Origin of the sequence: Mesorhizobium sp. (assembly GCF_005063415.1) — a bacterium.
GTDB lineage: Bacteria > Pseudomonadota > Alphaproteobacteria > Rhizobiales > Rhizobiaceae > Mesorhizobium.
On sequence record NZ_SUEG01000018.1, the window covers coordinates 12,382 to 39,029 of the forward strand.

At 63.3% G+C, this 26,648-nt stretch carries 26 protein-coding genes; 18 read left to right on the forward strand and 8 right to left on the reverse strand.

Going from position 1 to position 26,648, the window contains the following annotated elements:
- The 13 genes from E5W70_RS07600 to E5W70_RS07660 all read left to right on the forward strand — a co-directional run.
- Positions 1 to 624, forward strand: a 624-nt coding sequence (locus E5W70_RS07600; protein ID WP_292656009.1) for an ABC transporter permease, incomplete at its 5' end; no start/stop codon positions are given.
- Positions 621 to 1,511, forward strand: a complete 891-nt coding sequence (locus tag E5W70_RS07605; RefSeq protein WP_292656012.1) for an ABC transporter ATP-binding protein — start codon at positions 621 to 623, stop codon at positions 1,509 to 1,511. The genes E5W70_RS07600 and E5W70_RS07605, both read left to right, overlap by 4 nt.
- Positions 1,504 to 2,334 carry an ATP-binding cassette domain-containing protein gene (locus E5W70_RS07610; RefSeq protein WP_292656017.1) on the forward strand — a complete coding sequence of 277 codons (831 nt, stop codon included), beginning with the start codon at positions 1,504 to 1,506 and terminating at the stop codon, positions 2,332 to 2,334. The genes E5W70_RS07605 and E5W70_RS07610 overlap by 8 nt, the downstream gene beginning before the upstream one ends.
- Before the next feature lie 81 nt (positions 2,335 to 2,415).
- Entirely contained in the window at positions 2,416 to 3,015 is a 600-nt protein-coding gene (locus tag E5W70_RS07615; protein WP_292656020.1) for a VOC family protein, read from the forward strand.
- Positions 3,016 to 3,156: 141 nt separating this feature from the next.
- Complete coding sequence (locus tag E5W70_RS07620; RefSeq protein WP_292656023.1) at positions 3,157 to 5,451, forward strand: bifunctional salicylyl-CoA 5-hydroxylase/oxidoreductase; 2,295 nt, start codon at positions 3,157 to 3,159, stop codon at positions 5,449 to 5,451.
- On the forward strand, positions 5,448 to 6,221 hold the full coding sequence (locus tag E5W70_RS07625; RefSeq protein ID WP_292656026.1) for an SDR family NAD(P)-dependent oxidoreductase: 774 nt from the start codon (positions 5,448 to 5,450) through the stop codon (positions 6,219 to 6,221). Before E5W70_RS07620 ends, E5W70_RS07625 begins: the two co-directional genes overlap by 4 nt.
- Entirely contained in the window at positions 6,215 to 6,685 is a 471-nt protein-coding gene (locus tag E5W70_RS07630; protein ID WP_254816232.1) for a MarR family transcriptional regulator, read from the forward strand. The genes E5W70_RS07625 and E5W70_RS07630 overlap by 7 nt, the downstream gene beginning before the upstream one ends.
- On the forward strand, positions 6,682 to 7,494 hold the full coding sequence (locus tag E5W70_RS07635) for an enoyl-CoA hydratase family protein (protein WP_292656030.1): 813 nt from the start codon (positions 6,682 to 6,684) through the stop codon (positions 7,492 to 7,494). Before E5W70_RS07630 ends, E5W70_RS07635 begins: the two co-directional genes overlap by 4 nt.
- Before the next feature lie 230 nt (positions 7,495 to 7,724).
- A complete protein-coding gene (locus E5W70_RS07640; RefSeq protein WP_292656033.1) occupies positions 7,725 to 8,873 on the forward strand; it encodes an acyl-CoA dehydrogenase family protein in 1,149 nt (382 codons plus the stop codon).
- A 75-nt stretch (positions 8,874 to 8,948) separates the two neighbouring features.
- Complete coding sequence (locus E5W70_RS07645) at positions 8,949 to 9,344, forward strand: RidA family protein (protein WP_292656035.1); 396 nt, start codon at positions 8,949 to 8,951, stop codon at positions 9,342 to 9,344.
- 175 nt (positions 9,345 to 9,519) lie between these two features.
- Positions 9,520 to 10,311 carry an ABC transporter substrate-binding protein gene (locus E5W70_RS07650; RefSeq protein ID WP_292656038.1) on the forward strand — a complete coding sequence of 264 codons (792 nt, stop codon included), beginning with the start codon at positions 9,520 to 9,522 and terminating at the stop codon, positions 10,309 to 10,311.
- 108 nt (positions 10,312 to 10,419) lie between these two features.
- Entirely contained in the window at positions 10,420 to 11,094 is a 675-nt protein-coding gene (locus E5W70_RS07655; protein WP_292656040.1) for an amino acid ABC transporter permease, read from the forward strand.
- Positions 11,095 to 11,165: 71 nt separating this feature from the next.
- The gene (locus E5W70_RS07660; protein WP_292656042.1) at positions 11,166 to 12,458 is read left to right on the forward strand and encodes a cysteine desulfurase-like protein; all 1,293 of its coding nucleotides are present in this window, start codon (positions 11,166 to 11,168) and stop codon (positions 12,456 to 12,458) included.
- Here the strand turns inward: E5W70_RS07660 and E5W70_RS07665 are convergent.
- Positions 12,389 to 13,261 carry an NAD(P)H-dependent oxidoreductase gene (locus E5W70_RS07665; protein ID WP_292656044.1) on the reverse strand — a complete coding sequence of 291 codons (873 nt, stop codon included), beginning with the start codon at positions 13,259 to 13,261 and terminating at the stop codon, positions 12,389 to 12,391. The genes E5W70_RS07660 and E5W70_RS07665 overlap by 70 nt on opposite strands.
- A gap of 94 nt (positions 13,262 to 13,355) precedes the next feature.
- Between E5W70_RS07665 and E5W70_RS07670 the strand changes: the two genes are divergently transcribed.
- Positions 13,356 to 14,276: a LysR family transcriptional regulator gene (locus E5W70_RS07670; RefSeq protein WP_292656047.1), complete on the forward strand. Its 921-nt coding sequence runs from the start codon at positions 13,356 to 13,358 to the stop codon at positions 14,274 to 14,276.
- Between the two features lie 22 nt (positions 14,277 to 14,298).
- On the opposite strand, the gene E5W70_RS07675 is transcribed toward E5W70_RS07670, so the two are convergent.
- Genes E5W70_RS07675 through E5W70_RS07695 form a run of 5 tightly spaced genes read right to left on the reverse strand, consistent with a single transcriptional unit; the run spans position 14,299 to position 19,583 of the window.
- Positions 14,299 to 15,129, reverse strand: a complete 831-nt coding sequence (locus E5W70_RS07675; protein WP_292656050.1) for a dipeptide ABC transporter ATP-binding protein — start codon at positions 15,127 to 15,129, stop codon at positions 14,299 to 14,301.
- Positions 15,126 to 16,001 (reverse strand): ABC transporter ATP-binding protein, encoded by an 876-nt coding sequence (locus E5W70_RS07680; protein WP_292656052.1) that lies wholly within the window; start codon positions 15,999 to 16,001, stop codon positions 15,126 to 15,128. Before E5W70_RS07680 ends, E5W70_RS07675 begins: the two co-directional genes overlap by 4 nt.
- Before the next feature lie 4 nt (positions 16,002 to 16,005).
- Positions 16,006 to 16,923, reverse strand: coding sequence for an ABC transporter permease subunit (locus E5W70_RS07685; RefSeq protein WP_292656055.1), 918 nt, complete (start codon positions 16,921 to 16,923; stop codon positions 16,006 to 16,008).
- A 1-nt stretch (position 16,924) separates the two neighbouring features.
- Positions 16,925 to 17,932, reverse strand: coding sequence for an ABC transporter permease subunit (locus tag E5W70_RS07690; protein ID WP_254816243.1), 1,008 nt, complete (start codon positions 17,930 to 17,932; stop codon positions 16,925 to 16,927).
- A 58-nt stretch (positions 17,933 to 17,990) separates the two neighbouring features.
- Complete coding sequence (locus E5W70_RS07695) at positions 17,991 to 19,583, reverse strand: ABC transporter substrate-binding protein (protein ID WP_292656060.1); 1,593 nt, start codon at positions 19,581 to 19,583, stop codon at positions 17,991 to 17,993.
- Between the two features lie 387 nt (positions 19,584 to 19,970).
- Between E5W70_RS07695 and E5W70_RS07700 the strand changes: the two genes are divergently transcribed.
- From E5W70_RS07700 to E5W70_RS07710, 3 genes are all read left to right on the forward strand, one after another.
- On the forward strand, positions 19,971 to 20,213 hold the full coding sequence (locus E5W70_RS07700) for a hypothetical protein (protein WP_292656107.1): 243 nt from the start codon (positions 19,971 to 19,973) through the stop codon (positions 20,211 to 20,213).
- A 115-nt stretch (positions 20,214 to 20,328) separates the two neighbouring features.
- Entirely contained in the window at positions 20,329 to 22,017 is a 1,689-nt protein-coding gene (locus E5W70_RS07705) for a long-chain fatty acid--CoA ligase (RefSeq protein ID WP_292656105.1), read from the forward strand.
- 7 nt (positions 22,018 to 22,024) lie between these two features.
- Positions 22,025 to 22,753 carry a methyltransferase gene (locus tag E5W70_RS07710; protein WP_292656063.1) on the forward strand — a complete coding sequence of 243 codons (729 nt, stop codon included), beginning with the start codon at positions 22,025 to 22,027 and terminating at the stop codon, positions 22,751 to 22,753.
- Here E5W70_RS07710 and E5W70_RS07715 read toward each other — a convergent pair.
- Both E5W70_RS07715 and pgi read right to left on the reverse strand, forming a co-directional pair.
- Positions 22,737 to 23,459, reverse strand: a complete 723-nt coding sequence (locus E5W70_RS07715; protein ID WP_292656066.1) for an HAD family hydrolase — start codon at positions 23,457 to 23,459, stop codon at positions 22,737 to 22,739. The genes E5W70_RS07710 and E5W70_RS07715 overlap by 17 nt on opposite strands.
- A 5-nt stretch (positions 23,460 to 23,464) precedes the next feature.
- A complete protein-coding gene (gene pgi / locus E5W70_RS07720) occupies positions 23,465 to 25,108 on the reverse strand; it encodes a glucose-6-phosphate isomerase (protein ID WP_292656069.1) in 1,644 nt (547 codons plus the stop codon).
- Between the two features lie 255 nt (positions 25,109 to 25,363).
- Between pgi and E5W70_RS07725 the strand changes: the two genes are divergently transcribed.
- The coding region (locus E5W70_RS07725; RefSeq protein WP_292656072.1) for a PLP-dependent aminotransferase family protein at positions 25,364 to 26,648 on the forward strand (1,285 nt) is incomplete at its 3' end.

Sequence of the window (26,648 nt, forward strand, 5' to 3'; positions counted from 1 at the left end):
CGGCTGATCTTCGGTGCGCGCATCGCCTTCATCGTCGCTTTCGCGGCAGCCCTTGCCGCCTGCCTGGTCGGCTCGACGCTCGGCCTGATCGCCGGCTATTTCGGCGGCTGGGCCGACCGCATCATCTCGCGCGTTGTCGATGTCTGGATGGCGTTCCCGCCGGTGCTGTTTGCCATCCTTTTGGTTGCCGTGCTTGGCACCGGCTTGAGCTCCGTCATCATTGCCATCGCCGTCATCGACTGGACGCGCTTCTGCCGGGTGATCCGCGCCGAGACCATGGGCCAATCGCGCATGGATTATGTCGAGAACGCCCGCATCGCCGGCTATGGCCGCATCGGCATCATGCTGCGCGAGGTGCTGCCCAATGTGGTGCCGTCGATCGTCGCGCTGCTGTCGCTGGAGATGGGCATCGCCGTCATCGTCGAGGCGATCCTGTCCTTCGTCAATCTGTCGATCTCGACCGACGACCCGACCTGGGGCGGCATCATCGCCGAGGGCCGCTTGTCGATCCATCAGGCCTGGTGGGTGCTGGTGTTCCCGCTGGTCACCCTGATCCTGACGGTGCTGTCGTTCAGCCAGTTCGGCGAAGGTCTCAGGGCACGTTTCGATCCGGTGCTGCGATGAACGCGCCTGCGAAACCCTGCCTGGACATACGCAGCCTTAGCGCGGTGCTGCCTAATGGCTTGCGCGTGTTGCGCTCGGTGTCGCTCTCCGTCGAGCCCGGAGAAGTCCGCGCGCTGGTCGGCGAGAGCGGCGCCGGCAAGACGATGATCGGCAAGGCCGTGCTCGGCGTGCTGCCACCCAGCGTGCGCATCGTCGAAGGCGATATGCTGCTCGAGGGCGAGGACCTCGGCAAGCTTCAGCCCAGGGCACGGCGCACGCTGATCGGCGCCCGCACGGCGCTGATCCCACAAGATCCCTTGACCGCGCTCAATCCGTCGCGCCGCATCGGCCCGCAGATGACCGACCGGCTGGTGCGCATCCTCGGCTGGAGCGGTGAGAAGGCCGATGCACGCATCCGCCAATTGCTGGACGAGGTGCAGATCCGCGACCCCGAGCGTGTCCTTAAATGCTATCCGCACGAGCTGTCCGGCGGCATGCGCCAGCGCGTGCTGATCGCCGCGGCGTTCGCAGGCGAACCAAGGCTGATCGTCGCCGACGAGCCGACCACGGCGCTCGACGTAACCGTGCAGAAGCAGATCCTGCGGCTGATCGCGCAATTGCAGCGCGAGCACGGCACGGCGATCCTGTTCGTTACCCACGATCTCGGCGTCGTCGCCAAGATCAGCCAGAAAGTGTCCGTGCTCTATGCCGGCAAGGTGGTGGAGGAGGCCGAGACGGCAGCGCTCTTCGCTTCACCGCAGCATCCTTATACGCGGGCACTGATGGCGGCGACGCCGCGCTACACCGATCCATTCGCGTCGCTGAAGCCGGTCGACGATAAGGTACTGGCCGGACTGGCCGCGGAGATCGCCGCCTCCGACCAGGCCTGGAGGCCGCCGCATGGCTGAGCCGCTGTTTTCCGTGCGCGGGTTGAAGGTTGCATTGCCCGATATGACGCGCAAGCCGCTGATCGGCCGGGCGCCGCTGGCCGAGATCCTGAAAGGCCTCGATTTCGACCTGCCCAGGGGCTCGGTGACCGGCATCGTCGGCGAATCCGGCTCCGGCAAATCGACGCTTGGCCGCGCGTTGGTGCGGCTTTTGGAGCCCAGTGCCGGCAAGGTCATTTTCGACGGCCGCGACATCACCCATCTGCCGGAAGCGGAGCTCAGGCCGCTGCGCCGTAATCTGCAGATGATCTTCCAGGATCCGATGTCGTCGCTCAATCCGCGCCGCACCATCGCCAGCATCATCGCAGCTCCGCTCAAGCAGAATGGTCTTGGCGACAATCTGAAAGCCCGCGTCGCCGAGGCGCTGCAGCGCGTCGGCCTGCCGCAGAGCTTTGCCGGCCGCTACCGTCACGAATTGTCGGGCGGCCAGCGCCAGCGCGTCGGCATTGCCCGGGCGCTGGCGCTGTCGCCGAAATTCGTGCTGGCCGACGAAATCGTCTCCGGCCTCGACGTGTCGACGCAGGCGCAGATCCTGACGCTGCTGGAAAAACTCGCCGCCGAAATGGGCCTGACCGTTGCCTTCATCAGCCATGATCTTTCTGTCATTCGGCGGCTGTGCCGGCTAGTGATCGTCATGCGCGAAGGCGCGATCGTCGAAGCCAGCGCGACGGATACTTTGTTCGAGCACCCGCAGCAGGCCTACACGCGCGACCTCCTCGCCGCCATTCCGCTGCCCGAGATCGATGACGCTTGGTTGCTGCCCGCCGCAAAGGCGCCGGCATGAAACACAATCCTATTCGCACGCCGCAGAGCGGGCCTCGGGCGTGCGCCCGGCAAAAATGTCCCGCGATGGAGGATGACTGATATGAAGAATGCAATCCGATATGCGACGCTTGCAGCCACCGTGCTGGGAAGCATCGGCACCGCTTACGCCAGTTCCATACCCGGCATGCGCGGTCACGACCACACCGGCGTCACCGTTCCCGACATGAAGCAGGCCGTCGAGTTCTTTACCGAGGTGGTCGGCTGCAAGAAGGCGATGTCGTTCGGCCCGTTCGCCGACGACAAGGGCACATTCATGCAGGATCTGCTGGGCGTCGATCCCAAGGCGGTGATCGAGGAGATCACCCTGGTCCGCTGCGGACACGGGTCGAACATCGAGCTGTTCAAATACACCGCGCCGGATCAGAAGGACCTGACACCTCGCAACAGCGACATAGGCGGCTTCCATATCGCCTTCTATGTCGACGACATCGCCGCCGCAAAAGCCTATCTTGACGGCAAGGGCGTCAAGACGCGGATGGGACCGCTGCCGGTTACCGAAGGCCCGGCCGCCGGCCAGACCATCCTCTATTTCCAGGCGCCCTGGGGTTTGCAGTTGGAAGCGATCAGCTATCCCAATGGCATGGCCTATGAAAAGGATGCAGAAACGGTGCTGTGGAGCCCGAAGAACCCGGAAAAATAGCCCGGGAGTCCCTGGCCTGCGGAGCCGATTGCCGGCAAGCCGGGTTTCTGAGGCGGATTGTTTCAATCCTGAAACTTCAAGCTTGAATTAATCTGCCTCAGGCGTAAACTCGACGGACAGAAGCGAAGAGGAGATCGCACGATGAAAGTTGCGGTTCTCGGCGGCGGACCAGCCGGGCTCTACTTTGCCATCTCGCTGAAGCTCAGGGATGCCTCGCATGAAGTGACGGTGTTCGAGCGCAACCGTGCCGATGATACGTTCGGCTGGGGCGTCGTGCTGTCGGCCGAAACGCTGGAGAACCTGGCCAGGAACGACCCGGTCAGCGCCGTCTGGATCCGCAAGCACTTCGCCTATTGGGACGACATTGCCGTCATCCATGACGGCGTGCGCACGGTCTCGACCGGCCACGGCTTTTGCGGCATCGGCCGCAAGCGGCTGCTCACCCTTCTGCAGCGGCGGGCGCGCGAGCTCGGCGTCAAGCTGGTGTTCGAAACCGACATCGCCGATCCCAAGCCATATATGGAGACGCACGACCTGGTTGTCGCCGCCGACGGGCTGAACTCGAAAGCGCGGGGCACCTTCGTCGACGTGTTCAAGCCCGATATCGACATCCGTAAATGCAAGTTCGTCTGGCTCGGCACCCGTCAGAAATTCGACGACGCCTTCACCTTCATCTTCGAAAAGACCGAAAATGGCTGGGTATGGGCGCATGCCTACCAGTTCGACAGCGACACCGCGACCTTCATCGTCGAATGCAGCGAGCAGACCTGGCAGCGCTTCGGCTTCGGCGCGATGTCGCAGCAGGAATCGATTGCTATCTGCGAGCGCATCTTTGCCCGCCACCTCGGCGGCCACGCGCTGATGACCAACGCCAATCATATCCGCGGCTCGGCGTGGATCAATTTCCCGCGGGTCTTGTGCGAACGCTGGTCCTACAAGAACCTGGCACTGATGGGCGACGCGGCGGCGAGCGCGCATTTCTCGATCGGTTCCGGCACCAAGCTGGCGCTGGAAAGCGCGGTGGCGCTGGCCGACTATGTCGAGTCCGAGCCGGACCTCGAGGCGGCCTTCCGCAAATATGAGGATGCGCGGCGCACCGAAGTGCTGAAGCTGCAGTCGGCGGCGCGCAATTCGCTCGAATGGTTCGAGGAGGTCGAGCGCTATCTCGGACTCGATCCGGTGCAGTTCAACTATTCGCTTTTGACACGCTCGCAGCGCATCAGTCACGAGAATTTGCGGCTGCGCGATGCCGAGTGGCTGGCCGGCGCCGAGGAGTGGTTCCAGCGCCAAGCCGGCGCCGGGGGCAATAATCTGCGTCGCGCGCCGATGTTCGCGCCGTTCCGGCTGCGCGATATGGCGCTGCAGAACCGCGTCGTCGTCTCGCCGATGGCACAGTACAAGGCGGTCGACGGCTGTCCGACCGACTGGCATTTCGCCCATTACGCCGAACGGGCCAAGGGCGGCGCCGGCCTCCTCTACATCGAGATGACCTGCGTCAGCCCGGAAGGCCGCATCACGCCTGGCTGCCCTGGTTTTTATGCGCCCGAGCATGAGGTCGCCTGGAAGCGGCTGGTCGAGTTCGTTCATGCCGAAACCGAGGCCAAGATCTGCGCCCAGATCGGCCATTCCGGTGCCAAGGGGTCGACCAGGCTCGGCTGGCAAGGAACCGACGTGCCGCTGCCCTCAGGCAATTGGCCCGTCATGGCAGCGTCTTCCGTGCCGTGGTCGCCGGAAAACCAGGTGCCGAGGACGATGAACCGCGCCGACATGGATATGGTGCGCGACCAGTTTGTCGGCTCGGCCGAGATGGCGGCGCGCTGCGGCTTCGACATGCTCGAAATACACGCCGCGCACGGCTATCTCCTGTCCTCCTTCATCACGCCCCTGACCAACCGGCGCACCGATGCCTATGGCGGCTCGCTGGAAAACCGCATGCGCTACCCCTTGGAAATCTTTCGTGCGGTGCGCGCCGCATGGCCGGCCGAGAAGCCGATCTCGATGCGCATCTCCGCCAATGACTGGCTGGGCATCGAGGGCGTGACGCCGGCCGATGCCGTCGAGATCGCGCGGCTGCTGCATGAAGCCGGCGTAGACATCTGCGACGTATCGGCCGGCCAGACTTCGGCCGTGGCAAGACCGGTCTATGGCCGCATGTTCCAGACGCCGTTTTCCGATCGCATCCGCAACGAGGTCGGCATGGCGACGATGGCGGTCGGCAATATCTATGAGCCGGACCACGTCAACTCGATCCTGATGGCGGGCCGCGCCGATCTCGTCGCACTGGCTAGGCCGCATCTTGCCGATCCCTACTGGACGCTGCACGCGGCCGTCACGCTTGGTGATCGCGGCGTCAAATGGCCGGATCCCTATCTGCCCGGCCGCGACCAGCTCTACCGGTTGGCCGAGCGCGAAGCGGCAGCGGGGTTGAAAGTATGAGTGCCGCGGCGACGATTTCGGGGCGTCATGCGCTGGTCACCGGCGGCGGCTCCGGCGTCGGCCGCGCAATCGCGCTGGCGCTTGCCGGCGCCGGCATCGACGTGACCATCTGCGGCCGGCGCGTAGAGCCGCTTGCCGAGGTTGCCGCCGAGAACAATCGCATCTTCGCCAATGCCGCCGACGTCACCGACGAGGCATCGATGGCGTCGCTCTACGAGGCCGCGGAAGCGGCACGCGGACCATTCGACATCGTCGTTGCCAATGCCGGCATGTCCGGCAGTGCGCCGGCGCAGCGGACCTCGCTGGCAGACTGGCAGCGCACGCTCGACGTCAACTTGACCGGTGCGTTCCTGACGGTGAAGCCGGCATTGGCCGGCATGGCAGCGCGCAAGACTGGCCGTATCATCTTCATCGCCTCCACCGCCGGACTGAAAGGCTATCCCTATGTCGCAGCTTATGTCGCAGCCAAGCATGGCGTCGTCGGCCTGATGCGGGCACTCGCCGTCGAGACCGCCAAGTCCGGCATGACAGTGAATGCCGTGTGCCCAGGGTTTGTCGAAACCGAGATGCTGGAGAGCGCCGTCCAGCGCATCGTCCAAACGACCGGCCGCTCGTCCGAGCAGGCACGGACAAGCCTTGCCGCGACCAACCCGCAAGGCCGCTTCATCCAGCCGGAAGAAATTGCGGCCGCCGTACTTTATCTGTGTGGCGACGCCGCCCGGTCGATTACCGGGCAGACGATTTCGATCTCCGGAGGTGAGACATGGTAGCCGGTCCCCTGCCCGCCCCGTCCGGACCTGGCAAGGACCGCCTGCGGCTGTGGATACGCCTGCTGCGCGCCTCGCGCACCATCGAGGCCGAGCTGCGCGAACGACTGCGGCAAGAGTTCAACACGACGCTGCCACGCTTCGACGTGATGGCCGCGCTCTACAGGGCGCCGGAAGGCATGCTGATGAGCGACCTGTCGCGCTTCCTGCTGGTGTCCAACGGCAATGTCACCGGCATCATCGACCGGCTGGTCTCGGAAGGGTTGGTGATGCGGGCCCGACGCAATGGCGACCGCCGCACTTCGATGGTGCGGCTGACGGAAGAGGGATCGAAGACGTTCGCCGTGATCGCCGCCGCGCATGAAAAATGGGTCGGCGAGTTGCTGGGCAATGTGAGCGAGGACGAGGCCCGCCGGCTGACCGGCATGCTGACCTCCTTCCGCAGCAATTGGGAGGGACGGGAATGACGAAGCTGGCTGGCCACAAGCCGAAGCATTTCCTCTGGCAGGTCGAACGCAAGGTCGCAAAGATCCGGCTCGATCGGCCGGAGCGCAAGAACCCGCTGACCTTCGACAGCTATGCCGAATTGCGCGACACTTTTCGCGATCTCGTCTATGCCGACGATGTCGATGCGGTGGTGTTCCTTCCCAATGGCGGCAATTTCTGCTCGGGCGGCGATGTCCACGAAATCATCGGCCCACTGGTCAAGATGGACATGAAGGCGCTGCTCGCCTTCACCCGCATGACCGGCGATTTCGTCAAGGCGATGTTGAACTGCGGCAAGCCGATTATTGCGGCGGTCGACGGCGTGGCGGTCGGCGCCGGCGCGATTATCGCCATGGCCTCCGATATCCGCATCGCCACGCCACAGGCCAAGACAGCATTCCTTTTTACCCGCGTCGGTCTTGCCGGCTGCGACATGGGCGCCTGCGCGATCCTGCCGCGCATCATTGGCCAGGGTCGCGCCGCCGAGCTGCTCTATACCGGCCGCACGATGAGTGCCGAGGAAGGCGAGCGCTGGGGCTTCTACAACCGGCTGGTCGATGCCGCAACGCTCGAGGCCGACGCGCTCGACATGGCCGCGCGCATCGTTTCCGGCCCGACCTTCGCCCATGGCATGACCAAGACGCAGCTGAATCAGGAATGGTCGATGGGTCTCGACCAGGCTATCGAAGCGGAAGCGCAGGCGCAGGCGATCTGCATGCAGACCCGTGATTTCGAGCGGGCGTACACGGCTTTCGTGGCCAAGGAGAAGCCGGTGTTCGAAGGGGATTGAGATGATTGCTTCCGTGGAGACGCTGGCGGGACAGCACCCCCCTCTGGCCTGCCGGCCATCTCCCCCTCAAGGGGGGAGATCGAATGTCGCTGCGGCCTTCGCCAATCGCCACCGCCGCAAGATGGGAGCCAACGCCGGAGCTGCCAATCTCCCCCCTAGAGGGGGAGATGTCCGGCAGGACAGAGGGGGGCGCCGTGGAGCGCCAGGGCCGGAGAACTGTGGAGGCAGAAATGCCTGACCGTTCCTTCCTCACCTGGCCGTTCTTCGCGGATCGTCACCGCGAGCTGGCAGAGCGGCTGGAGGCATGGTGCGCCAAGAACCTGCCGGTCGCGCATGACGATGTCGACGCCGCCTGTCGCGAGCTGGTGACTAGGCTCGGCAAGGACGGCTGGCTGAAGCCGACGGCGCTCGATACCGAAAACCCTGCAGCACTCGACGTGCGCACATTGTGCCTCACGCGCGAGACGCTGGCCCGGCATGACGGGCTGGCCGATTTCGCCTTCGCCATGCAAGGGCTCGGCACTGGTGCGCTCAGCCTGTTCGGCTCGCCCGATCAGCAGAGCTGGCTGGCGAAGACACGGGCTGGCAAGGCGATTTCGGCCTTCGCGTTGTCGGAGCCGCGCTCGGGCTCGGACGTTGCCAATATGGAAATGGCGGCCACCCGTGACCGCGACAGCTATCTCCTATCCGGCGAAAAGACCTGGATCTCCAACGGCGGTATCGCTGACTTTTATGTTGTCTTTGCCCGTACCGGCGAGGCGCCCGGCGCCAAGGGGCTTTCCGCCTTTGTCGTGCCTTCCGAAACCGAGGGGCTGATCGTTGCCGAGCGGCTGGAAGTGATCGCGCCGCACCCGCTCGCCCGGCTATCCTTTGACAACGCACGCGTTCCAGCCTCGGCGCTGGTCGGCAAACCCGGTGACGGTTTTCGCATCGCCATGTCCGTGCTCGATGTGTTCCGTTCGACCGTCGGCGCAGCAGCGCTCGGCTTTGCCCGGCGCGCGCTGGACGAAAGCATCAAAAGAGTGGCCGAGCGCAGGCTGTTCGGTGCACCGATGGCCGAGCTGCAGATGGTGCAGGGCCACATCGCCGACATGGCGCTGGATGTCGACGCCGCCGCGCTGCTGGTCTATCGTGCCGCCTGGACCAAGGACTTGGGCGCGGCTCGGGTTACCCGCGAAGCCGCCATGGCCAAGCTGTTCGCTACCGACAAAGCGCAAGAGGTGATCGACAAGGCTGTGCAGCTGCATGGCGGCGACGGCGTCCGCAGGGGCCATATCGTCGAAAGACTGTACCGCGAGATCCGGGCACTGCGCATCTACGAGGGAGCGTCCGACGTGCAGAAGGTGGTGATTGCGCGGCAAGTATTGGGAGCGGCCTGAGACCGGAGTTTGTGTGGAAGAATCGATTGTCTTCGAGTTTTGAGCGACCGGATTTGAGCATTGGGAGGCTTTGATATGCACACCATCCTGCAGCCGGAAGGCTGGGCGAAACCCGTCGGCTACGCCAATGGCGTCGCCGCGCGTGGACAGCTTGTCTTCGTCGGCGGGCAGGTCGGCTGGAACGGACAGGGCCGCTTCGAGACCGATGATCTTGTCGGCCAGGTGCGGCAGACGCTGGCCAATATTGTCGCCGTGCTCGCCGAGGCCGGCGCCACGCCTGATCATATCACCTCGATGACCTGGTACTTTACCGACAAGGCGGAATATCTGGCCAATCTCAAGGGGATCGGCGAGGTCTATCGCGAGGTGATCGGCCGGCATTTTCCGGCGATGGCCGCTATGCAGGTGATGGCGCTTGTCGAGGATCGCGCCAAGGTTGAGATCCAGGCCACGGCGGTTATTCCGGAGTGACGGCAACACACGGCAATTTTTTAAGCTTAAAACTTTCGCCTTGAAAAGCGCGGTACTTTGGATAGCATCGATCTTACGACTGCCGTGCCGGGAGGGCTTTCCGGCAGTCCGGTCACTTGGCGTATCAAAACCGTGCGGGGCCAAACCCGTCCGATCACAACCAGAGGGAACGAAAATGAACTTCACCCGTCGCAATCTGCTGCTTCTTGCTGCCGCCATCGGCATCGCCGGCGGCCCGGCCTATGCCGAAGGCACGCTGAATGTCGGCGCCTATCCGACCAATCCGCCTTTTGAATACAAGAACGAGAGCGGCACGTTCGAGGGTTTCGAAGTCGACATCATCAATGAGGCGGCAAAGCGTATCGGCATGACCACTGATATCGCCGATCTCGGTTTCCAGGCGCTGTTCGCCGCCACCACCTCGAAGCGCATCGACGTCGCCATCTCGTCGATTACCATCACGCCGGAGCGGCTGAAGTCTCAGTCGTTCACGCAGCCCTACTATGATTCCGACATGGGCATCGCCGCGAAGGCCGACAGCCCAATCAAGGCCGAGGCCGACCTCAAGGGCAAGATCGTCGGCGTGCTGTCCGGCTCGACCGGCGAAGCCTGGGTCAAGGCGCACCAGGAGGCGGACGGGTTCAGTGACGTCAAGGGCTACGACACCCAGCAGAATTTGCTGCTCGATCTCAGCTCCGGCCGCGTCGATGCGGCGGTCAGCGATATTCCGGGCCTGGAATATTCCTTCACCAGGATGAAGGATCTGGCGGTAAAAGAGCGCATCAAGACCGGCGAGCAGTACGGCCTGATGATGACCAAGGACCACCCGCTGCTCGGCAAGCTGAACGACGCGCTGACCGCGATGAAGACGGACGGCACGCTGGCCGCGATCCACAAGAAGTGGTTCGGCAGCGACGCACCGGCCGATTCCTCGACCGTCAAGGAAATGCCTATGCCGAAGGCCTGAACGGCAGTTCGCGCTTAAATGTCGTGCCGGCTTTCGTGCCGGCACGATTTCGGATTTCGGGCTCGGGCTCTCGCGTCGCGGGACGCCAAACGTTTCGGAAATGCTGCGATGTCGCTGCTGGACACCTTCTTCAACGCCGACGTCATGGTCTCCAGCCTGCCGGCGCTGCTGCGCGGTTTCCTGAACACGCTTCTGCTTGGAATCATGAGCATCGGCATCGGTATTCCCGTCGGCCTCGCGATCAGCCTGGTGCGGCTCTATGCGCCAAAGCCGCTTCGGCTGCTGGCTGTCGGCTACATCGACATTTTCCGGGCGATGCCGGTGCTGGTCGTGCTGATCCTGATCTACTATGCGCTGCCGTTCCTCGGCATTCGCCTGTCATCGTGGACGTCCGCGGTGATGGCCTTCGCCATCATCATGGCGGCCTATTCGGCCGAGGTGTTCCGCTCCGGCATAGAAAGCATTCCGCGCGGCCAGTTCGAGGCGGCGCAGGCGCTCGGCCTGCCGTTCTTGCTGACCTTGCGCAAGGTAGTGCTGCCGCAGGCGATCCGCGTCGTCATTCCACCGATGACCAGCAATTGCGTTTCGATGTTCAAGGACACCTCGCTCGCCTCCACGGTAGCCCTGCCTGAACTGCTGAAGGAAGCGACCAACGCGCAATCGCTCTATGCCAACCCTTCACCGCTGATCGGCGCGGCGCTGGTCTATCTCATCTTTCTCTGGCCGATGGTCCGTCTCGTCAGCCTCCTGGAACGCCGCTTCCAGACCGAAAAGACCCGCTGAGGCCGCCAACGATTTCCGTCCGCCAATTCCCCGAATATCAACTTCCGTTAGGCACTTCGCAGGAGACGTCCTTGAACCAGCATCAGATTTCGAAAACCGGCGATGCCGCAGCTTTCCCGGTCGAGACGATCCGCGCCATGTTTCCCGCCTTGCAGCAAGCCGGAGACTTCGTCTTCATGGACAATGCCGCCGGCGCACAGATCCCGCAAAGCGTGCTCGATGCGGTCACCAACCATTTGGTCGCGCATAATGTGCAGCGCGGCGGCCGCTATGGCCGCAGCGTCACCGTCGACCAAGCCGTCGCCGGCGCACGCGAAAGCGTGGCCTTGCTGATCAACGCCACCAACCCGGCGGAGATCTGCTTCGGCATGAACGCCACCTCGTTCATCCGGTTGGTCAGCCTCGGCATCGGCCAGATGCTTTCCGAGCGACCAAACGAGGAGCGTGATGAGATCGTCATCACCGACATGGACCACGACGCCAATATCGCGACGTGGCTGGCGCTGGCGCCCGCCGGCGCCAAGTTCAAATGGTGGCGGATGCGCGAGGACGGCAATCTGCACGTCGACGATTTGCGCCCGCTGGTCTCCGAGCGCACCCGGCTCGTGGCCTGCACGGTGACGGCGCATTCGATCGGCTCGATTGTCGACGTTGCCTCCGTGGCTGGGATTGCGCATGCGGCAGGCGCCGAAGTGTTCCTCGACTGCGTGCATTACGGGCCGCACGGGCTGATCGATGTGCAGGCCTGGGATTGCGACTATCTGGTCTGCTCCGGCTACAAGAATTTCTCGCCGCATATGGGCTTCCTGTGGGGCCGCTTCGAAACTCTGAAGCGCTTGCCGACCTTCCGCGAGGATTTCATCCCCGACGAGCCGCCTTACAAGATCGAGGCCGGCACGTTCATCTACGAAAACGTCTCCGGCATGGATGCCGCGGTGCGCTACCTCGAATCGATCGGCCGCAATTTCGCCCCAGCCAATAACCGGTCGCGCCGCGACAACATCGTTGCCGGCATGAATGCCATCCGCGACTACGAGCAGGTGCTGGCGCGCGAAATGCTGGCGGTGCTCAAAGATTGCGGCGCGACGATCTACGGCGTGGCCGAAGAGGCGCGCCTCAGCGAGCGCGTGCCGACCTTCTGCTTCAATGTCGGCACGTTGTCGCCGCAGAGGATCGTCGAGGAGATGGCCGAGATGCAGATCGGCATTCGCGACGGCCACATGTATGCGCCGCGCCTGATGAAGCGGCTCAATCTCAGCATGGACAGCGGCGCCGTGCGCGCCTCGCTGGTGCATTACAATACGATCGAGGAAGTCCGGCGCTTCGGCGAGGCGCTGCGCACCATCATCGCCCGGCTGTCCTGATCGGGCTGGCCGGCGGTGCCGGCACGATCCTCGTGGAGCGCGAAGGCGGTCGCACCCGGGTTCTCCAAGCCGGGGCGCAATTGCATGCTTGGGATCAAGTAATCGCCGCCATTCTGCTGCCGATAGGGAATGGGCCGGATTGTCTCGAGCGTCCGCATCCTTTCGCGCAGTCGCTCCGCGACAGGCTCGAAATCGGCCTCCCCAAAACGGTCCACCCTGTAGACCACGAACGGCGGAAGCACGTCGTAGCCCGGATAGTATAGAATCCCGTGATTGATCGGGAACAGCAGGTCGTCGATCGGGCCGTTGACGCCGCGAGCGGAATAATGCTCCTCCCAGCCGCCGGTGGTCACGATCAGCATTGCGCGCTTGCCGGCGAGCGTTCCCTCACCAAAGCGGTCGCCCCACCGGTTATCGCTGTGCTCGCCGACGCCATAGGCGAAGCCGTAGGCGTACACCCGATCGACCCAGCCCTTGAGGATCGCCGGCATGGCGTACCACCACAGCGGGAATTGGAGGATCAGGGTATCGGCCCATAGCAGCTTGTCGATCTCCGCTTTGACGTCATCGGTCAGAGTGTCGCTCGCAAAAGCTTTCTTGGAGGCGCCGGCCGGCAGGAAACGTGCTTCAGGCGGCCACGACGGAAAGTCGGCACGGTCTACCTCGGATTTCCAGCCATCGGCATAGAGGTCAGACACCCGCACCTCGTGGCCCTCGGCCTCGAGTTCCCTGATGGCGACGTCACGCAACGCGCCGTTGAGCGAACGCGGTTCAGGATGAGCAAAAACAAGCAAGACTTTCATGGGTCTACTCCGAAGAAGGGACGATAGACACCAAAAGTAGCCAGCCGTGGGCTGATCCACTATATGCAGGAAATGTATAAGATAATGCCGAATAATGGATAGATCGGACGTCACTCTCGAGCGTATGCGCACCTTCGTTCGCGTTGCCGAGCGCGGTAGCCTCTCGGCTGTGGCGCGCGAGCTCGGAGTTGGGCAGTCGACGATCACACGGCATTTGCGGGAACTCGAGGAGGCCGTCGGAGTACCCTTGCTCAGCAGGACCACCCGGCGCGTCACGATGACCGACGAAGGCAGCCGTTACTATGCCGACAGCGTCCAGATCCTGCGACTCGTTGAGCAGGCCGGTGACGAGGCCCGGGGCACGCGCGGCGCGTCGGCCGGCACGATCCGGATATCCTGCACTGCGGCGCTCGGGGTCTTGCATGCCAGGCGGCTGATCTTCGCCTTTCAGGACCGCTATCCCGACATCGGCATCGATCTCAGCCTTACCGACGAGCGCATCAACCTTGTGCGGGAGGGCGTCGACGTCGCGCTTCGCCTCGGTCCGCTCACCGACAGCTCGATGAAACTGCGGGCGCTCGGCCAGTCCCGGCGTCTGCTGGTGGCGGCGCCGGCCTATCTGGCGGCGCGGGGCAGACCGGCTGTCCCGCAAGATCTGCCTGGCCATGAAGGCATCCGGATGTCGAACATCGCAGGAAGCGATACGCTCACCCTGCAGGGGCCGGGCGGCGAGACCTTTGCGGTGCCCTTTGGCGGGCGATTTCGGGTCGACCATGGGCTTGCCGCGCGCGAAGCCCTTGTCGCCGGACGCGGCATTGCACCCGCGCACCATTGGCTTGTCGACGATCTTCTGGCGGCCGGCCGGCTGGAGGTGGTCATGCCGGGCTATTTTCCGCCTCCCGTCCCGCTGAGCATGCTGATCGTCCCGGAACGCGCCGGCATTGCCCGGGTGCGGCTGCTGGTCGACTTTCTCACCGAGCAGATCTCCGGCATTCCGGGGATCGAGAAGCGGTAGCCGGCCGGCAAACCTCGCCGGATCAGGCGGCCTTCTTCTTCGCCAACCTTGCCTTGATGCTGGCGACGTCGGCACGCGGCGTCGCCGCGAAAAGCGTCCTGGTATAGCTGTGCTTGGGGTCGGCGAAGACCTCGTCGCGCGAGCCGTATTCGACCGCTTCGCCGAAATACATCACCATCACGTCGTCGGCGATATACCGTACCACCGACAGGTCGTGGCTGATGAAAACATAGGTCAGCTGAAACTCGTCCTGCAGGTCGGCGAGCAGGTTCAGCACCTGCGCCTGCACCGACAGGTCAAGTGCCGAGACCGGCTCGTCCAGCACCAGGAGGCTGGGGTTGAGCATCAGCGCGCGCGCAATGGCGATCCGCTGGCGCTGGCCGCCCGAAAACATATGCGGGTAGCGATTGTAGTGCTCGGGGCCGAGACCGACCTTCTTCAGCATCTTCATGGCAAGATCGCGCCGCTCGTCGGCCGTGCTGTCGGTGTTGATGAGTAGCGGCTCGCCAAGCACGTCGCCGATCTTCTGGCGTGGATTGAGCGAACCATAGGGGTTCTGGAAGACGATCTGCACCTTGCGGCGCATTTCCTTCGACAGGCCGTCCCTGGCGATGTCCACCTTCTTGCCGTCGATGAAAAGCTCGCCGGAGGTCGCCGGATCGATCAGGGTGATGATGCGGGCGAGTGTTGACTTGCCGCAGCCGCTCTCGCCGACGATGGCCAGCGTCTTGCCCTTGTCGACGCTGAACGAAACACCCTTGACCGCATGAACCGTACGGGAGGGGCGGAAAAGCCCGCCACCGACATGATAGTCGCGCGCGATGTTCTTGCCTTCGACTACCGTCACGCTCATGAGGCGGTTCCTCCTGCGGATCGGGCTGCGACTACAGATGGGGCCGGCTCGAACAGCATGTCGGAAACAGTAGGCAACCGGTCGCCGACGGCGTTTTCCGGCAGCGCCGACAGCAGCGCGCGCGTGTAATTGCTCTTGGGGGACTCGAACAGCGACAGCACGTCGGCCTCTTCCATCTTGCGGCCCTTATACTGGACGATGACACGGTCGGCGGTCTCGGCAACCACCCCCATATTGTGGGTGATCATGATTAGGCCCATGCCATATTTGGCCTGCAGGCCGACCAGCAGATCGAGGATCTGCTTCTGGATGGTGACGTCGAGGGCCGTGGTTGGCTCGTCGGCTATCAAAAGCTTCGGATTGCAGGCGATGGCGATGGCAATCATGACGCGCTGGCACTGACCGCCCGACATCTGGTGCGGGAAGGAGCCCAGCCGTTCCTGGGGGTCGGCGATGCCGACGAGCTGCATTAGTTCGATGGCACGCGCCCGGCGCTGGGCGCGGTCCATGCCCATGTGGAAGCGCAGCACCTCCTCGATCTGGAAGCCGACGGTAAAGCACGGGTTGAGGCTGGCGACCGGCTCCTGAAAGATCATGGAGATGTCCTTGCCGACGATCTTGCGCCGCTCGGATGGGCCGAGCTTAAGCAGGTCGATGCCGTCGAAGGCCATGCGATCGGCCCTCACCGTCGCCGTGTTGGGCAAAAGCCCCATCACCGCCAGCATCGCCACCGATTTTCCGGAACCGGATTCTCCGACGATCGCCAGCACCTCGCGCGGTTCGACCGACAGGTCGATGCCTTGTACCGCCATGAATGGTCCAGCGGCGGTGTCGAAGGAAACGGTCAGGTTCTTGATCTCGAGAAGAGGCATTGGATTATGACCTCTTCAGCTTGGGATCGAAGGCATCGCGCAAGCCATCGCCGATCAGGTTGATGGCAAGCACAGTGATCAGGATGGCAAGTCCGGGGAAGGTCACCACCCAAGGGGCACGCAGGATGAACTCGCGCGCCGAGGCGAGCATCGTGCCCCATTCCGGCGTCGGCGGCTGCGCACCGACACCGAGGAAGCCGAGCGCCGCAGCCTCGAGAATGGCGTTGGAGAAGGACAACGTCGCCTGTACGATCAGCGGCGCCAGGCAGTTCGGCAGGATCGTCCTCACCATCAAGCGAAGATGACCGGCGCCGGCCACCTTGGCGGAGATCACATATTCGCGGTTCTTTTCGGCCATCACGGCGGCGCGGGTGAGACGCGCGAAATGCGGCTGCAGCACCAGCGCGATCGCCAGCATGGCGTTGAACAGGCCGGGGCCGAGGATCGCCACCAGCACCAGCGCCAGAAGCAGCGACGGGAAGGCCAGGATGATATCCATGATGCGCATGATCAACGTGTCGACCCAGCCGCGGAAATAGCCGGCGAGCACACCAAGCACGATGCCGCTGGTGAGCGAGAAGACGACGACCACCAGGCCGATGAACAGCGAGAAACGCGCCCCGAAAATCAACCGCGAAAGCATATCGCGGCCGACCGCATCGGTGCCGAGCAGAAACATCGATTTGCCGCCTTCCTGCCAGGCAGGGGGTGCCAGCAGCGCCTCGCGAAACTGCTCGTCGGGCGAATGTGGGGCGACGAACGGCGCAAAGATCGCCACCAGCACCAGCGCCGAAAACACGACAAGGCCGATGACCGCGCCGGTGTTCATCGAGAAGTAGTGCCAGAACTCGGCGAAGGCGCGTTGCCTGCCGCCTGTCGGGATGGAGGCGGCGGTGGATTCGGCAGCGGATTCGTCGGTCATCTCACTGCACCCGGATGCGCGGATTGATGACGGCGTAGAGCACGTCGACGATCAGGTTCACCGCCATCACGATCAGCGCGATGATCAGCAATCCGCTCTGGACGACGACATAGTCGCGCTTGCCGATGGCGTCGATCATCCATTTACCAATGCCTGGCCAGGAAAAAATGGTTTCGGTGAGAATGGCGCCCGCCATCAACGTGCCGACCTGCAGTCCAATGGTGGTGACCACCGGGATCAGCGCGTTGCGAAAAGCGTGCAGCCCGATGACGCGGCGCGGCGCCAGGCCCTTGGCGCGCGCGGTGCGGACATAGTCCTCGCCCAGCACCTCGAGCATCGCCGAGCGCGTCTGGCGCGCTATGACGGCAAGCGGGATCGTCGCCAGCACGATCGACGGCAGAATCAAATGGCTGACGGCAGATTTGAAAGCGCCGCTCCTGCCGGAGATCAGGCTGTCGATGAGCATGAACCCGGTCGTCGGCCTGAAGAAATACTGCAGGCCGATGCGGCCGGAAACCGGCGTCCAGCCGAGATAGCCGGAGAAGAAGATAATGAGCAGCAACCCCCACCAGAAGATCGGCATCGAATAGCCGGTCAGCGCGACACCCATCGTCGCCTGGTCGAACCACGAGCCGCGCTTGACCGCGGCGAAGATACCGGCAGGAATGCCGAGCAGGATGGCGATGATCAACGCCACTGTCGCCAGTTCCAGCGTCGCTGGAAACAGCGCCTGGAATTCGCCGAGCACCGGCCGCTTGGTGGCAATGGATATGCCGAAATCGCCGGTGAGGACCCTGCCGATATATTCCAGGTACTGGATGACATAGGGCCGGTTGTAGCCAAACTGCTCGATGAGCTGGGCGTAGCGTTCGGGGCTGACGCCACGCTCGCCGGCCAGGGCCAGGATGGGATCGCCAGGCAGAAGCCGGACGAAGGCGAACGCCGCCAGCGATATGCCGAACACGGTCGGGATGATCAAAGCGAGCTTGTGGAGGAGATAACGGAGCATCTTGCTTCATAGAACGGCGGCGCGGGAAGTCCAGCGCCGCCGTTCATTTTCTCAGGGCTTATTCGCTGACGTCGACGCCATCAAACCGATGAATGCCAAGCGGGTCCATAACGAAGCCCGCGACCTTCTTGTTCATCGGCATGAAGACCTTGGAGTGGGCGATGGTCAGCCACGGAGCCTCACGCTTGAACACCACCTGAGCTTCCTCGTAGATCTTGGTGCGCTCGGCGACGTCGGTCGTCGCCTTGCCCTTCTTCAGCAGGCCTTCGAACTCCTGATTGCACCAGATTGCATAGTTGGACTGGCCGATGGCATCGCAACCGAGCAAGAAAAAGAAGTTGTCCGGATCGCCATTGTCACCGGTCCAGCCCAGCTGGAAGGCGCCGTCGCGATCCTTAGCCTTGCCGCGCTGGCGGTACTCGGTCCATTCGTAGCTGACGATCTCCGCCTTGACGCCGACGGCGGCATAGTCGGCCTGGATCAACTCGGCGACGCGCTGGGCGTTCGGGTTGTAGGGACGGCTGACCGGCATAGCCCAGATCTTCATCGACAGATCCTTGACGCCCGCGTCGGCCAGCATCTTCTTGGCCGCCTCTGGATCATAGGGATCGTCCTTGATGTCCTTGTTGTAGGACCACATGGTCGGCGGGATCGGGTTGATGGCCGGCGCGCCGGCGCCCTGATAGACCGCGTCGATGATCGCCTTCTTGTTCACCGCCATGTTGAGGGCCTTGCGGACCTCGACCTTGTCGAAGGGCGGCTGCGTCGTGTTGTAAGCCATGTAGCCGATATTCAGGCCTTCCTGCTCGTCAACCTTGAGGTTCGTGTCGGCCTGCAGTCCGGCGATGTCGGCCGGCGCCGGGTACGACATGATATCGCACTCGCCTGCCTTCAGCTTCTGCGCGCGTACGGCGGGATCGGGTGTGATGGCGAAGATCAGATCGTCGATCTTCTGGCGGCCGCCATAGTAGCCGTCCCATGCCGCGTAGCGGATGACCGCATCGACCTGATAGTCGACGAACTGGAACGGACCGGTGCCGATCGGTTTCTGGGTGAACTGCTGCCTGGTGCCGGCCTTGTCGAGCTGGTCGGCATATTCCTTGGAGACGATCGAGGCGAAATCCATGCCGAGATCCGGCAGGAAGGCAACCTCAGGCTTGTTCAGCACGAATTTCACGGTCAGATCGTCGACCTTGACGATTTCCTTCAGAAGTTCCGGGAAGCCCATGCCGGCAAAATATTCCCAGCCAGTACCTTCCAGATAGCTAAACCACGGGCTTTCCTTCTTCCACTGGCGTTCGAAAGAAAAGATCACGTCGTCGGCGTTAAGGTCGCGCGTCGGCGTGAAATAGTCGGTCGTCTGGAATTTCACACCCGGGCGAAGCTTGAACGTGTATTCGAGACCGTCGTCGGAAACCGTCCAGCTCTCGGCGAGGCCGGGCGAGATGGTGGTCTTGCCATGCTCGAACTCGACCAGGCGCGAATAGATGGTGCGCGACGAGGCATCGAAGTCGTTGCCGCCGCTCCATGGCGACGGGTCGAAGCCGGCCGGCGAAGCCTCCGAGCAATAGACCAGTTGTTTTGCATTGGCCATGCCGCCGAGGACGCTTGCAGCCAGCAACGCGGCTGCAAAAGTCAGTTTCTTTTTCATTGAGCACTCCCTGATGTTCTTCCAAGCCCCTCTATCAGGCTCGCGAAGGCCGCATATAAGCACCGTTTTTCTAGCTTTGGAACTGCTTGTTTGCCTAACCCACGGGAAGCAGAAAAAAATTCCGGCACGCAGCAAATTGTGGAAAAAACGAGCCGAATCCGCAGATCACGACATTATTAGCGACGTCAATTTTTTGTTGATCGGCGATGCCGCCAACTGGGGGAATCGAGCCGTTCGGTCCAAGAGATGCGCGTCCGAAAACCGGTCGCGGCCGAGAGGTTTGACAGCAAGTCTTGCCGCACTCCAGGTGGGCGAGGCTTGCACGGCCGCCGCGTGTGGCAATACATAGATAGATGGACAGCGTGCTAGATTTCCCAGGTTCCGGACATGGCGGCAAGCGTGGGATACCTTTGTTCGTCAGGGGCGGCGGCGCGCAAGCGTACCGACACAATAAGAACGATTGAGGGAGCGACAGGTGGCAAAACCGGCAAAGACAACCAACGCGGCGAAAGCAAAGGCCGAGGCAACATCGAAAGCGGTCAAGCCAAAAGCGGCCGCCGCCAGGCCGACGGCTACCGCGAAGGCAAGCGCGAAGCCGGCGGCGAAGACCGCGGCTGGAACGGCTGCTAAACCGGCAACCGGCAAGACTGCGGCTACTGCAAAATCTGCCGCCAAGCCGGCGGCGAAGGCAGAGCCGACAGCGCCACGACCGCCGGCAGGTCCGGCCAAGAGATTACCGAAGGCGATCACCGCACTGGCCGGCCTGCCGGAAAAACCGTGGCTCCAGAGTTACCCAAAGATCGTGCCGGCCGAGATTGGCGCCCTGCCCTCCAGCTCGATCGGCGACTTTCTCGTCGCCGTGTGCAAGCAGTTTGCGAATCGGCCGGCCTTTGTCTGCATGGGCAAATCGATCACCTATGCCGATCTCGAGCGACAGTCGGCCGCCTTCGGCGCCTATCTGCAATCCACGGGGCTGCAGAAGGGCGCGCGCGTCGCGCTGATGATGCCGAATGTGCTGCAATATCCGGTGGCGATTATGGCAGTGCTTCGCGCCGGCTATGTCGTGGTCAACATCAATCCGCTCTACACGCCGCGCGAGCTGGAGCACCAGCTCAAGGATTCCGGCGCTCAAGCCATTGTCATCCTCGAAAATTTCGCCTGCACCCTGCAGGCGGTGATCGCCAGGACCGCGGTCAAGCATGTCGTGGTCGCCTCGATGGGCGACATGCTCGGCGGGCTCAAGGGAACCATTGTCGATTTCGTTGTACGCCGCGTCAAGAAGATGGTGCCGGCATGGTCGCTGCCCGGCCATGTCAAATTCAACGCCGCGCTGAAGGCCGGCGCCGGCATGGCCTTCAGGCCCGCAAAGGTCGCGGCCGACGACATCGCCTTCCTGCAATACACGGGCGGCACGACCGGCATCTCCAAGGGCGCGATGCTTTTGCACAGCAACATTTTGGCGAACGTCGCGCAGAACGCGCTATGGGCCGAAGACGCCTTTACCGTCAAACCGAAGCCGGCGCATATGAACTTCCTCTGCGCGCTGCCGCTCTATCACATTTTTGCGCTGACGGCGAACGTGCTGGTAGGCATGCAGCAAGGCGCGCAGAATGTCCTCATCCCCAATCCGCGCGACATTCCCGGCTTCGTCAAGGAGCTGCAGAAATACCCGATCCACATCTTTCCGGGCCTCAACACGCTATTCAATGCGCTGCTCAATAATGAGGATTTTCGCAAGCTCGATTTCAAGCCGCTGATCCTGACGCTGGGTGGCGGCATGCCGGTGCAGAGGGCCATCGCCGAGCGCTGGAAGGCGCTGACCGGCTGCCCGATTAGCGAGGCCTACGGGCTCACCGAGACCTCGCCGGGGGCAACCATCAACAAATTCAGCGACGGCGTTTACACCGGCACGATCGGCCTGCCGCTGCCCTCGACCGAGCTCGCCATCCGCGACGACGACGGCAACAATTTGCCGCTCGGCGAAGTCGGCGAAATCTGCATCCGCGGACCGCAGGTGATGGCCGGCTACTGGAACCGGCCGGACGAGACCGCCAAGGTGATGACCGAGGACGGCTTCTTCAAGTCGGGCGACATGGGCTTCATGGACGAGCGCGGCTACACCAAGATCGTCGATCGCAAGAAGGACATGATCCTGGTTTCCGGCTTCAACGTCTATCCGAATGAACTCGAGGAGGTGGTGGCGCAGCATCCGGGCGTACTCGAAGTGGCGGCGATCGGCGTGCCGGACGAGCATTCAGGTGAAGTGCCGAAGCTGTTCGTCGTCAAAAAGGACCCGGCACTGACCGCCGAGATGCTGACGGCCTACTGCCGCGAGAACCTGACCGGCTACAAGCGCCCCAGGTATATCGAGTTCCGCACCGAGCTGCCGAAGACACCGGTCGGCAAAATCCTGCGCCGGGCGTTGCGGGGCTAGGCGCAGCTTGAGCCATTGCATCGCCGACGCCGTGGATACAGGTACGCGTCCGGACCCGGCAGAGTTCATCCGGGCGAACATGCGGATCGCGGCAGTACCTGCGATTCCCGAAATCCGGCTTTACACTGCCCATCCCGGAAGCGGGCTCAGGCGGCTTGTCGAGTGGAACCAACACGGCATCGAGGAAGTCGGACCTGAACCGGAGCCACCGTACTGGGCCTATATCTGGGCAGGCGGCGCGGTGCTTGCCCGCTACATAATGGACCGGCCGGAGACCGTGGCCGGCCGTCGCGTGCTCGACCTCGGCGCCGGTTCGGGTCTCGTCGGCATCGCTGCGGCGAAAGCCGGAGCCAGCGAGGTCGTCGCGGCCGAGATCGATCGCAATGGTGTGGTTGCGCTCGGCCTCAATGCGACGGCGAACGGCGTTGTGATTGCGACGATCGGCGAGGACATCACCAGCGGTCCGCCGCCACCGGTGGATGTCATGGTGGTCGGCGACCTGTTTTACGCCCATGATCTTGCCGGCCGGGTCCTTCCTTTCCTCGACCGCTGCCTTGGGGCCGGCATCGCCGTGCTGATCGGCGATCCGGGCCGCGCCTATCTGCCCCGCTCGCGGCTTCGCCTGCTGGCCGAATACGAGGTGCCGGATGTCGGCGAAGGCAGGAATGCGGCGATGAAACCGAGCGGCGTGTTCTCGTTCGGACCAGCTAGCTGCGAGTCTAGACCGTCTCGCTGACTCGGGCCGCAAGAAAATCGGGCAGATCGGCAACCGAATCCAGGATGACGTCGGCGATCTGCGACAGCGATTCACGTGTGCCGGTGCCGGACAGCACGCCGATCGCCAGGCCGCAGCCGCCGGCGCGCGCCATCTCCAGATCGTGACGATTGTCGCCGATCATTGCGATCGTCGCCGGCCTGAGCCCGGTCAGATCCGAGAAGGCAAGGATCGTGTCCGGTGCCGGTTTTGGATTGGCCACCGCGTCGTAACCATAGGCGGCTTCGAAAAGCTGCGCGACGCCCAGCGTTACCAAGGTCTTTTCCGCGCCGCTGGTCGAGTCGTTGGTGGCGACGCCAAGCCGGTAGGATTTCCTGTGAAGCAGCCCGAGCGTCTCGACCACGCCCGGCAGCGCCACCGCCATTGCCGATCCTTGCGCCGAAGTGATGGCGTTGAAGCGGGCGACGGCAAGCATCTGGTCCTCGTCGGAAAGCCGTGGAAACCACAGCTCGACGACGTCCATGTTTGTGCCGGAGGCAAAAATCGAATCCGGCTTGAAGCGCTTGGTGGCGAAGTCGAAGCCCGCTGCCGCAAGCAGCCTGTCTGCTTTCCAGCGATCGCCTTCGGCCGCATCCATCGCCATGAAGTCGGCGATGCTCAGCCATGTCGCGTTGAAATCCACGAGCGTGCCGTCCTTGTCGAACAATATTCCCTTGATGTCCGCCAAGCTTTTCACTCCGGGCCGCGCAAGCGGTGAATGTATTCCACCAGTCCGGCAGTCGAGGCATCCCGCTTTGCGGCATTCTCCTTGCCTTCAACGACGGGCAGCAGGCCGGTCGCCAGTTCCTTGCCGAGCTCGACGCCCCATTGGTCGAAGGAGTTGATGTTGAACAGCGTGCCTTCGACGAAGACGCGGTGCTCGTAGAGTGCAATCAGCCGTCCGAACGCGTGGGGGTCGAGTTTCCTGTAGAGGATCGTCACCGAGGGGCGGTCGCCGGAGAAGACGCGGTGCGGAGCAACCCTGTCGACATCGGCGGGCTTCATGCCTTTCGCCAGCATCTGCGCGCGGGCTTCCTCAAGCGTGCGGCCCTTCATGAAGGCTTCCGACTGCGCCAGGCAATTGGCGAGCAGAAGGTCGTGGTGATGCTTCAGTTCCGGCTCGTGGCCGACGGCAGCGGCAAGGAATTCGACCGGAATGAAATCGGTGCCCTGATGCAGAAGCTGAAAAAAGGCATGCTGGCCATTGGTGCCGGGCTCGCCCCAGACCAGCGGGCCGGTCGGCGTCGTTACAGCGCCGCCGTCCAGGGTGACGCTCTTGCCGTTCGATTCCATGTCGAGCTGCTGCAGATAGGCAGGCAGCCTGGACAGACGCTGGTCGTAAGGAATGACGGCGCGAGCGGGGTATTTGCAGACCACCCGGTGCCACCAGCCGATCAGCCCCATCAGCGCCGGCAGGTTCTTCGCCAGGGGCGCGGTGCGGAAATGCTCGTCCATCTCATGGGCGCCGTCGAGAAAGGCGCGAAAATTCCTTGGCCCGACGGCGATCATCACCGGCAGGCCGATCGCACCCCAGACGGAATAGCGGCCGCCGACCCAGTCCCAGAAGCCGAAGACGCGGTCGGGCGCGATGCCGAATTTGGCGACCAGGTCGAGCGCCGTCGAGACGGCGGCGAAATGCTTGCCGACCGCTTCCTTGCCGAGCGCCTTCTCGACCCATCCGCGCGCGGTCTCGGCATTGGTCATCGTCTCGACCGTGGTGAAGGTCTTGGAGGCGATGATGAACAGGGTGGTTTCGGCGGAAAGACCCTTCAGTGTGTCGTGAATATGGGCACCGTCGATATTGGATACGTAATGCGCGCGCGGCCCGTCATGATAGGGCGCCAGCGCCAGCGTCGCCATGGCCGGGCCGAGATCGGAGCCGCCGATGCCGATGTTGACGATGTCGGTGATCTTCTTGCCGGTCGCGCCGGCCGCCTTGCCGGAACGCACCGCGTCGGCGAAGGCGCCCATCGCGTCGAGTACGGCAAGGACTTCCGCCTTCACGTCCTGGCCGTCGAGCACGATGCCCTTGCCGGTCAGGTTGCGCAGCGCCGTGTGCAGCACGGCGCGGCCTTCGGTGACGTTGATCTTCTTGCCAGCAAACATCGCGTCGCGCCGGCCTTCGAGGTCGGCGGCCTCAGCCAGCTTCTCCAGCAACTCCATCGTCCGCGCATCGACCGCGCATTTCGACCAGTCGAGCAGCAGGTCGCCGTCACTGGCGGAGAATTTCTCGAAGCGCTGCGGATCGGTAGCGAAAGCCTCGCGCATTGAGCCCGATTTGGCCGCACGATGATCGCGCAATGCGTCGAGCTGCTTTTGAAAGGACGATTGATCCACTGCTTCGCTCCGGTCTCTTGAGATGCATCTTATCAGGCCGGATGTTTCCGGCGCGTGTCGTCGCGGCAAACTATCGGGTCGAATTCCATCTGTTTCAATGCGCAGCGATGCCGCAGCGCAGCGTGGGCCGGCTCAAAGGATCACTGGCATAAATCCCAGCGATCAGAAAAATTGATTGGCGCAACACCTTGTGCCACCGGTACATTCGACTGGTCCAGCCAAGTGAAAAAAGCTGGCCATCGAGGAACATCTCCCATGCCACAGCGAAACGACACGGCCATATGGTCCGGCCTGTTCCGGATTTCGGCGGAATCCGGTCAGACCCTGCAGGCGCAGATCCGTCAGGCGATCGTCGCCGCCATCCTCGACCGGCAGATCGCGGCTTCCATGCCGCTTCCGTCCTGCCGGATTCTTGCCGAAAAACTCGGCGTAGCGCGCGGCACCGTGGTGCTGGCCTTCCAGCAGCTGGTCGACCAGGGGTTCCTGGTGGCGCGCGAGCGCCGCGGCCATTTCGTCAATCCCGAAGTGCTGGCGACGCCGGCCAAGCCGCACCAGAAAGCGCCCGACCAGGCCAACGAGATCGACTGGAAGGCGCGCCGGCAGATCGCGGCGAGCGACATGCCACCGCCGGCCAAGCACGACAACTGGATCAAGTCGTCCTACCCCTTCGTCTATGGCCAGTTCGACCCGGCGCTGTTCCCGACCGCCGAATGGCGCGAGTGCAACCGCATGGCGCTGGCGGTGCTCGAAATCCGCAACTGGGCGTCCGACATGGTCGACCGCGACGATCCGCTCCTGATCGAGCAGATCCAGGCACGGCTGCTGCCGCGACGCGGTATCTTCGCCAATCCGGACGAGATCATCGTGACGCTGGGCGCGCAGAACGCGCTTTACATGCTGGCGACGCTGTTAATGACCAAGGGCTCAAAGGTGGCGATGGAGGACCCGGGCTATCCCGATGCACGTTCGATCTTCCGGCTGGCCGGCGCCGACATCCAGCCGGTTCCGGTCGACCACTCCGGCATCGTAACCTCGGCCATTCCCAATGATTCCGGCTTCGTCTTCGTCACGCCCAGCCACCATTGCCCCACCATGGTGCCGCTGTCGGCAGAGCGGCGGCAGGATCTTCTGGCGCGTGCCAACCGCTACAACCAGATCATCATCGAGGACGGATATGACAGCCAGCTCCTGGACGAGGCGCCGCAGCAGGCGCTGAAGAGCCTCGATCGGTCCGGCCGCGTCGTCTACGTCGGCTCGATGTCGAAGACGCTGGCTCCCGGCCTCAGGCTCGGCTACATCGTCGCCTCGGCCGGGCTGATCTCCGAGCTTCGGGCGCTGCGCCGCTTCATGCTGCGCCATCCGCCGGCGAACAACCAGCGCGCCGTCGCATTGTTCCTGTCGCTCGGCCATCACGAGGCGCTGGTGCGGCGGCTGTCAAGCGCCTTCGACGAGAGGCGCAAGCGTCTGGTCCATGCGATTTCCGCCTTCCTGCCGGAGTGGCGCTCGACCGATTCGGCCGGCGGTACGTCGCTCTGGCTCG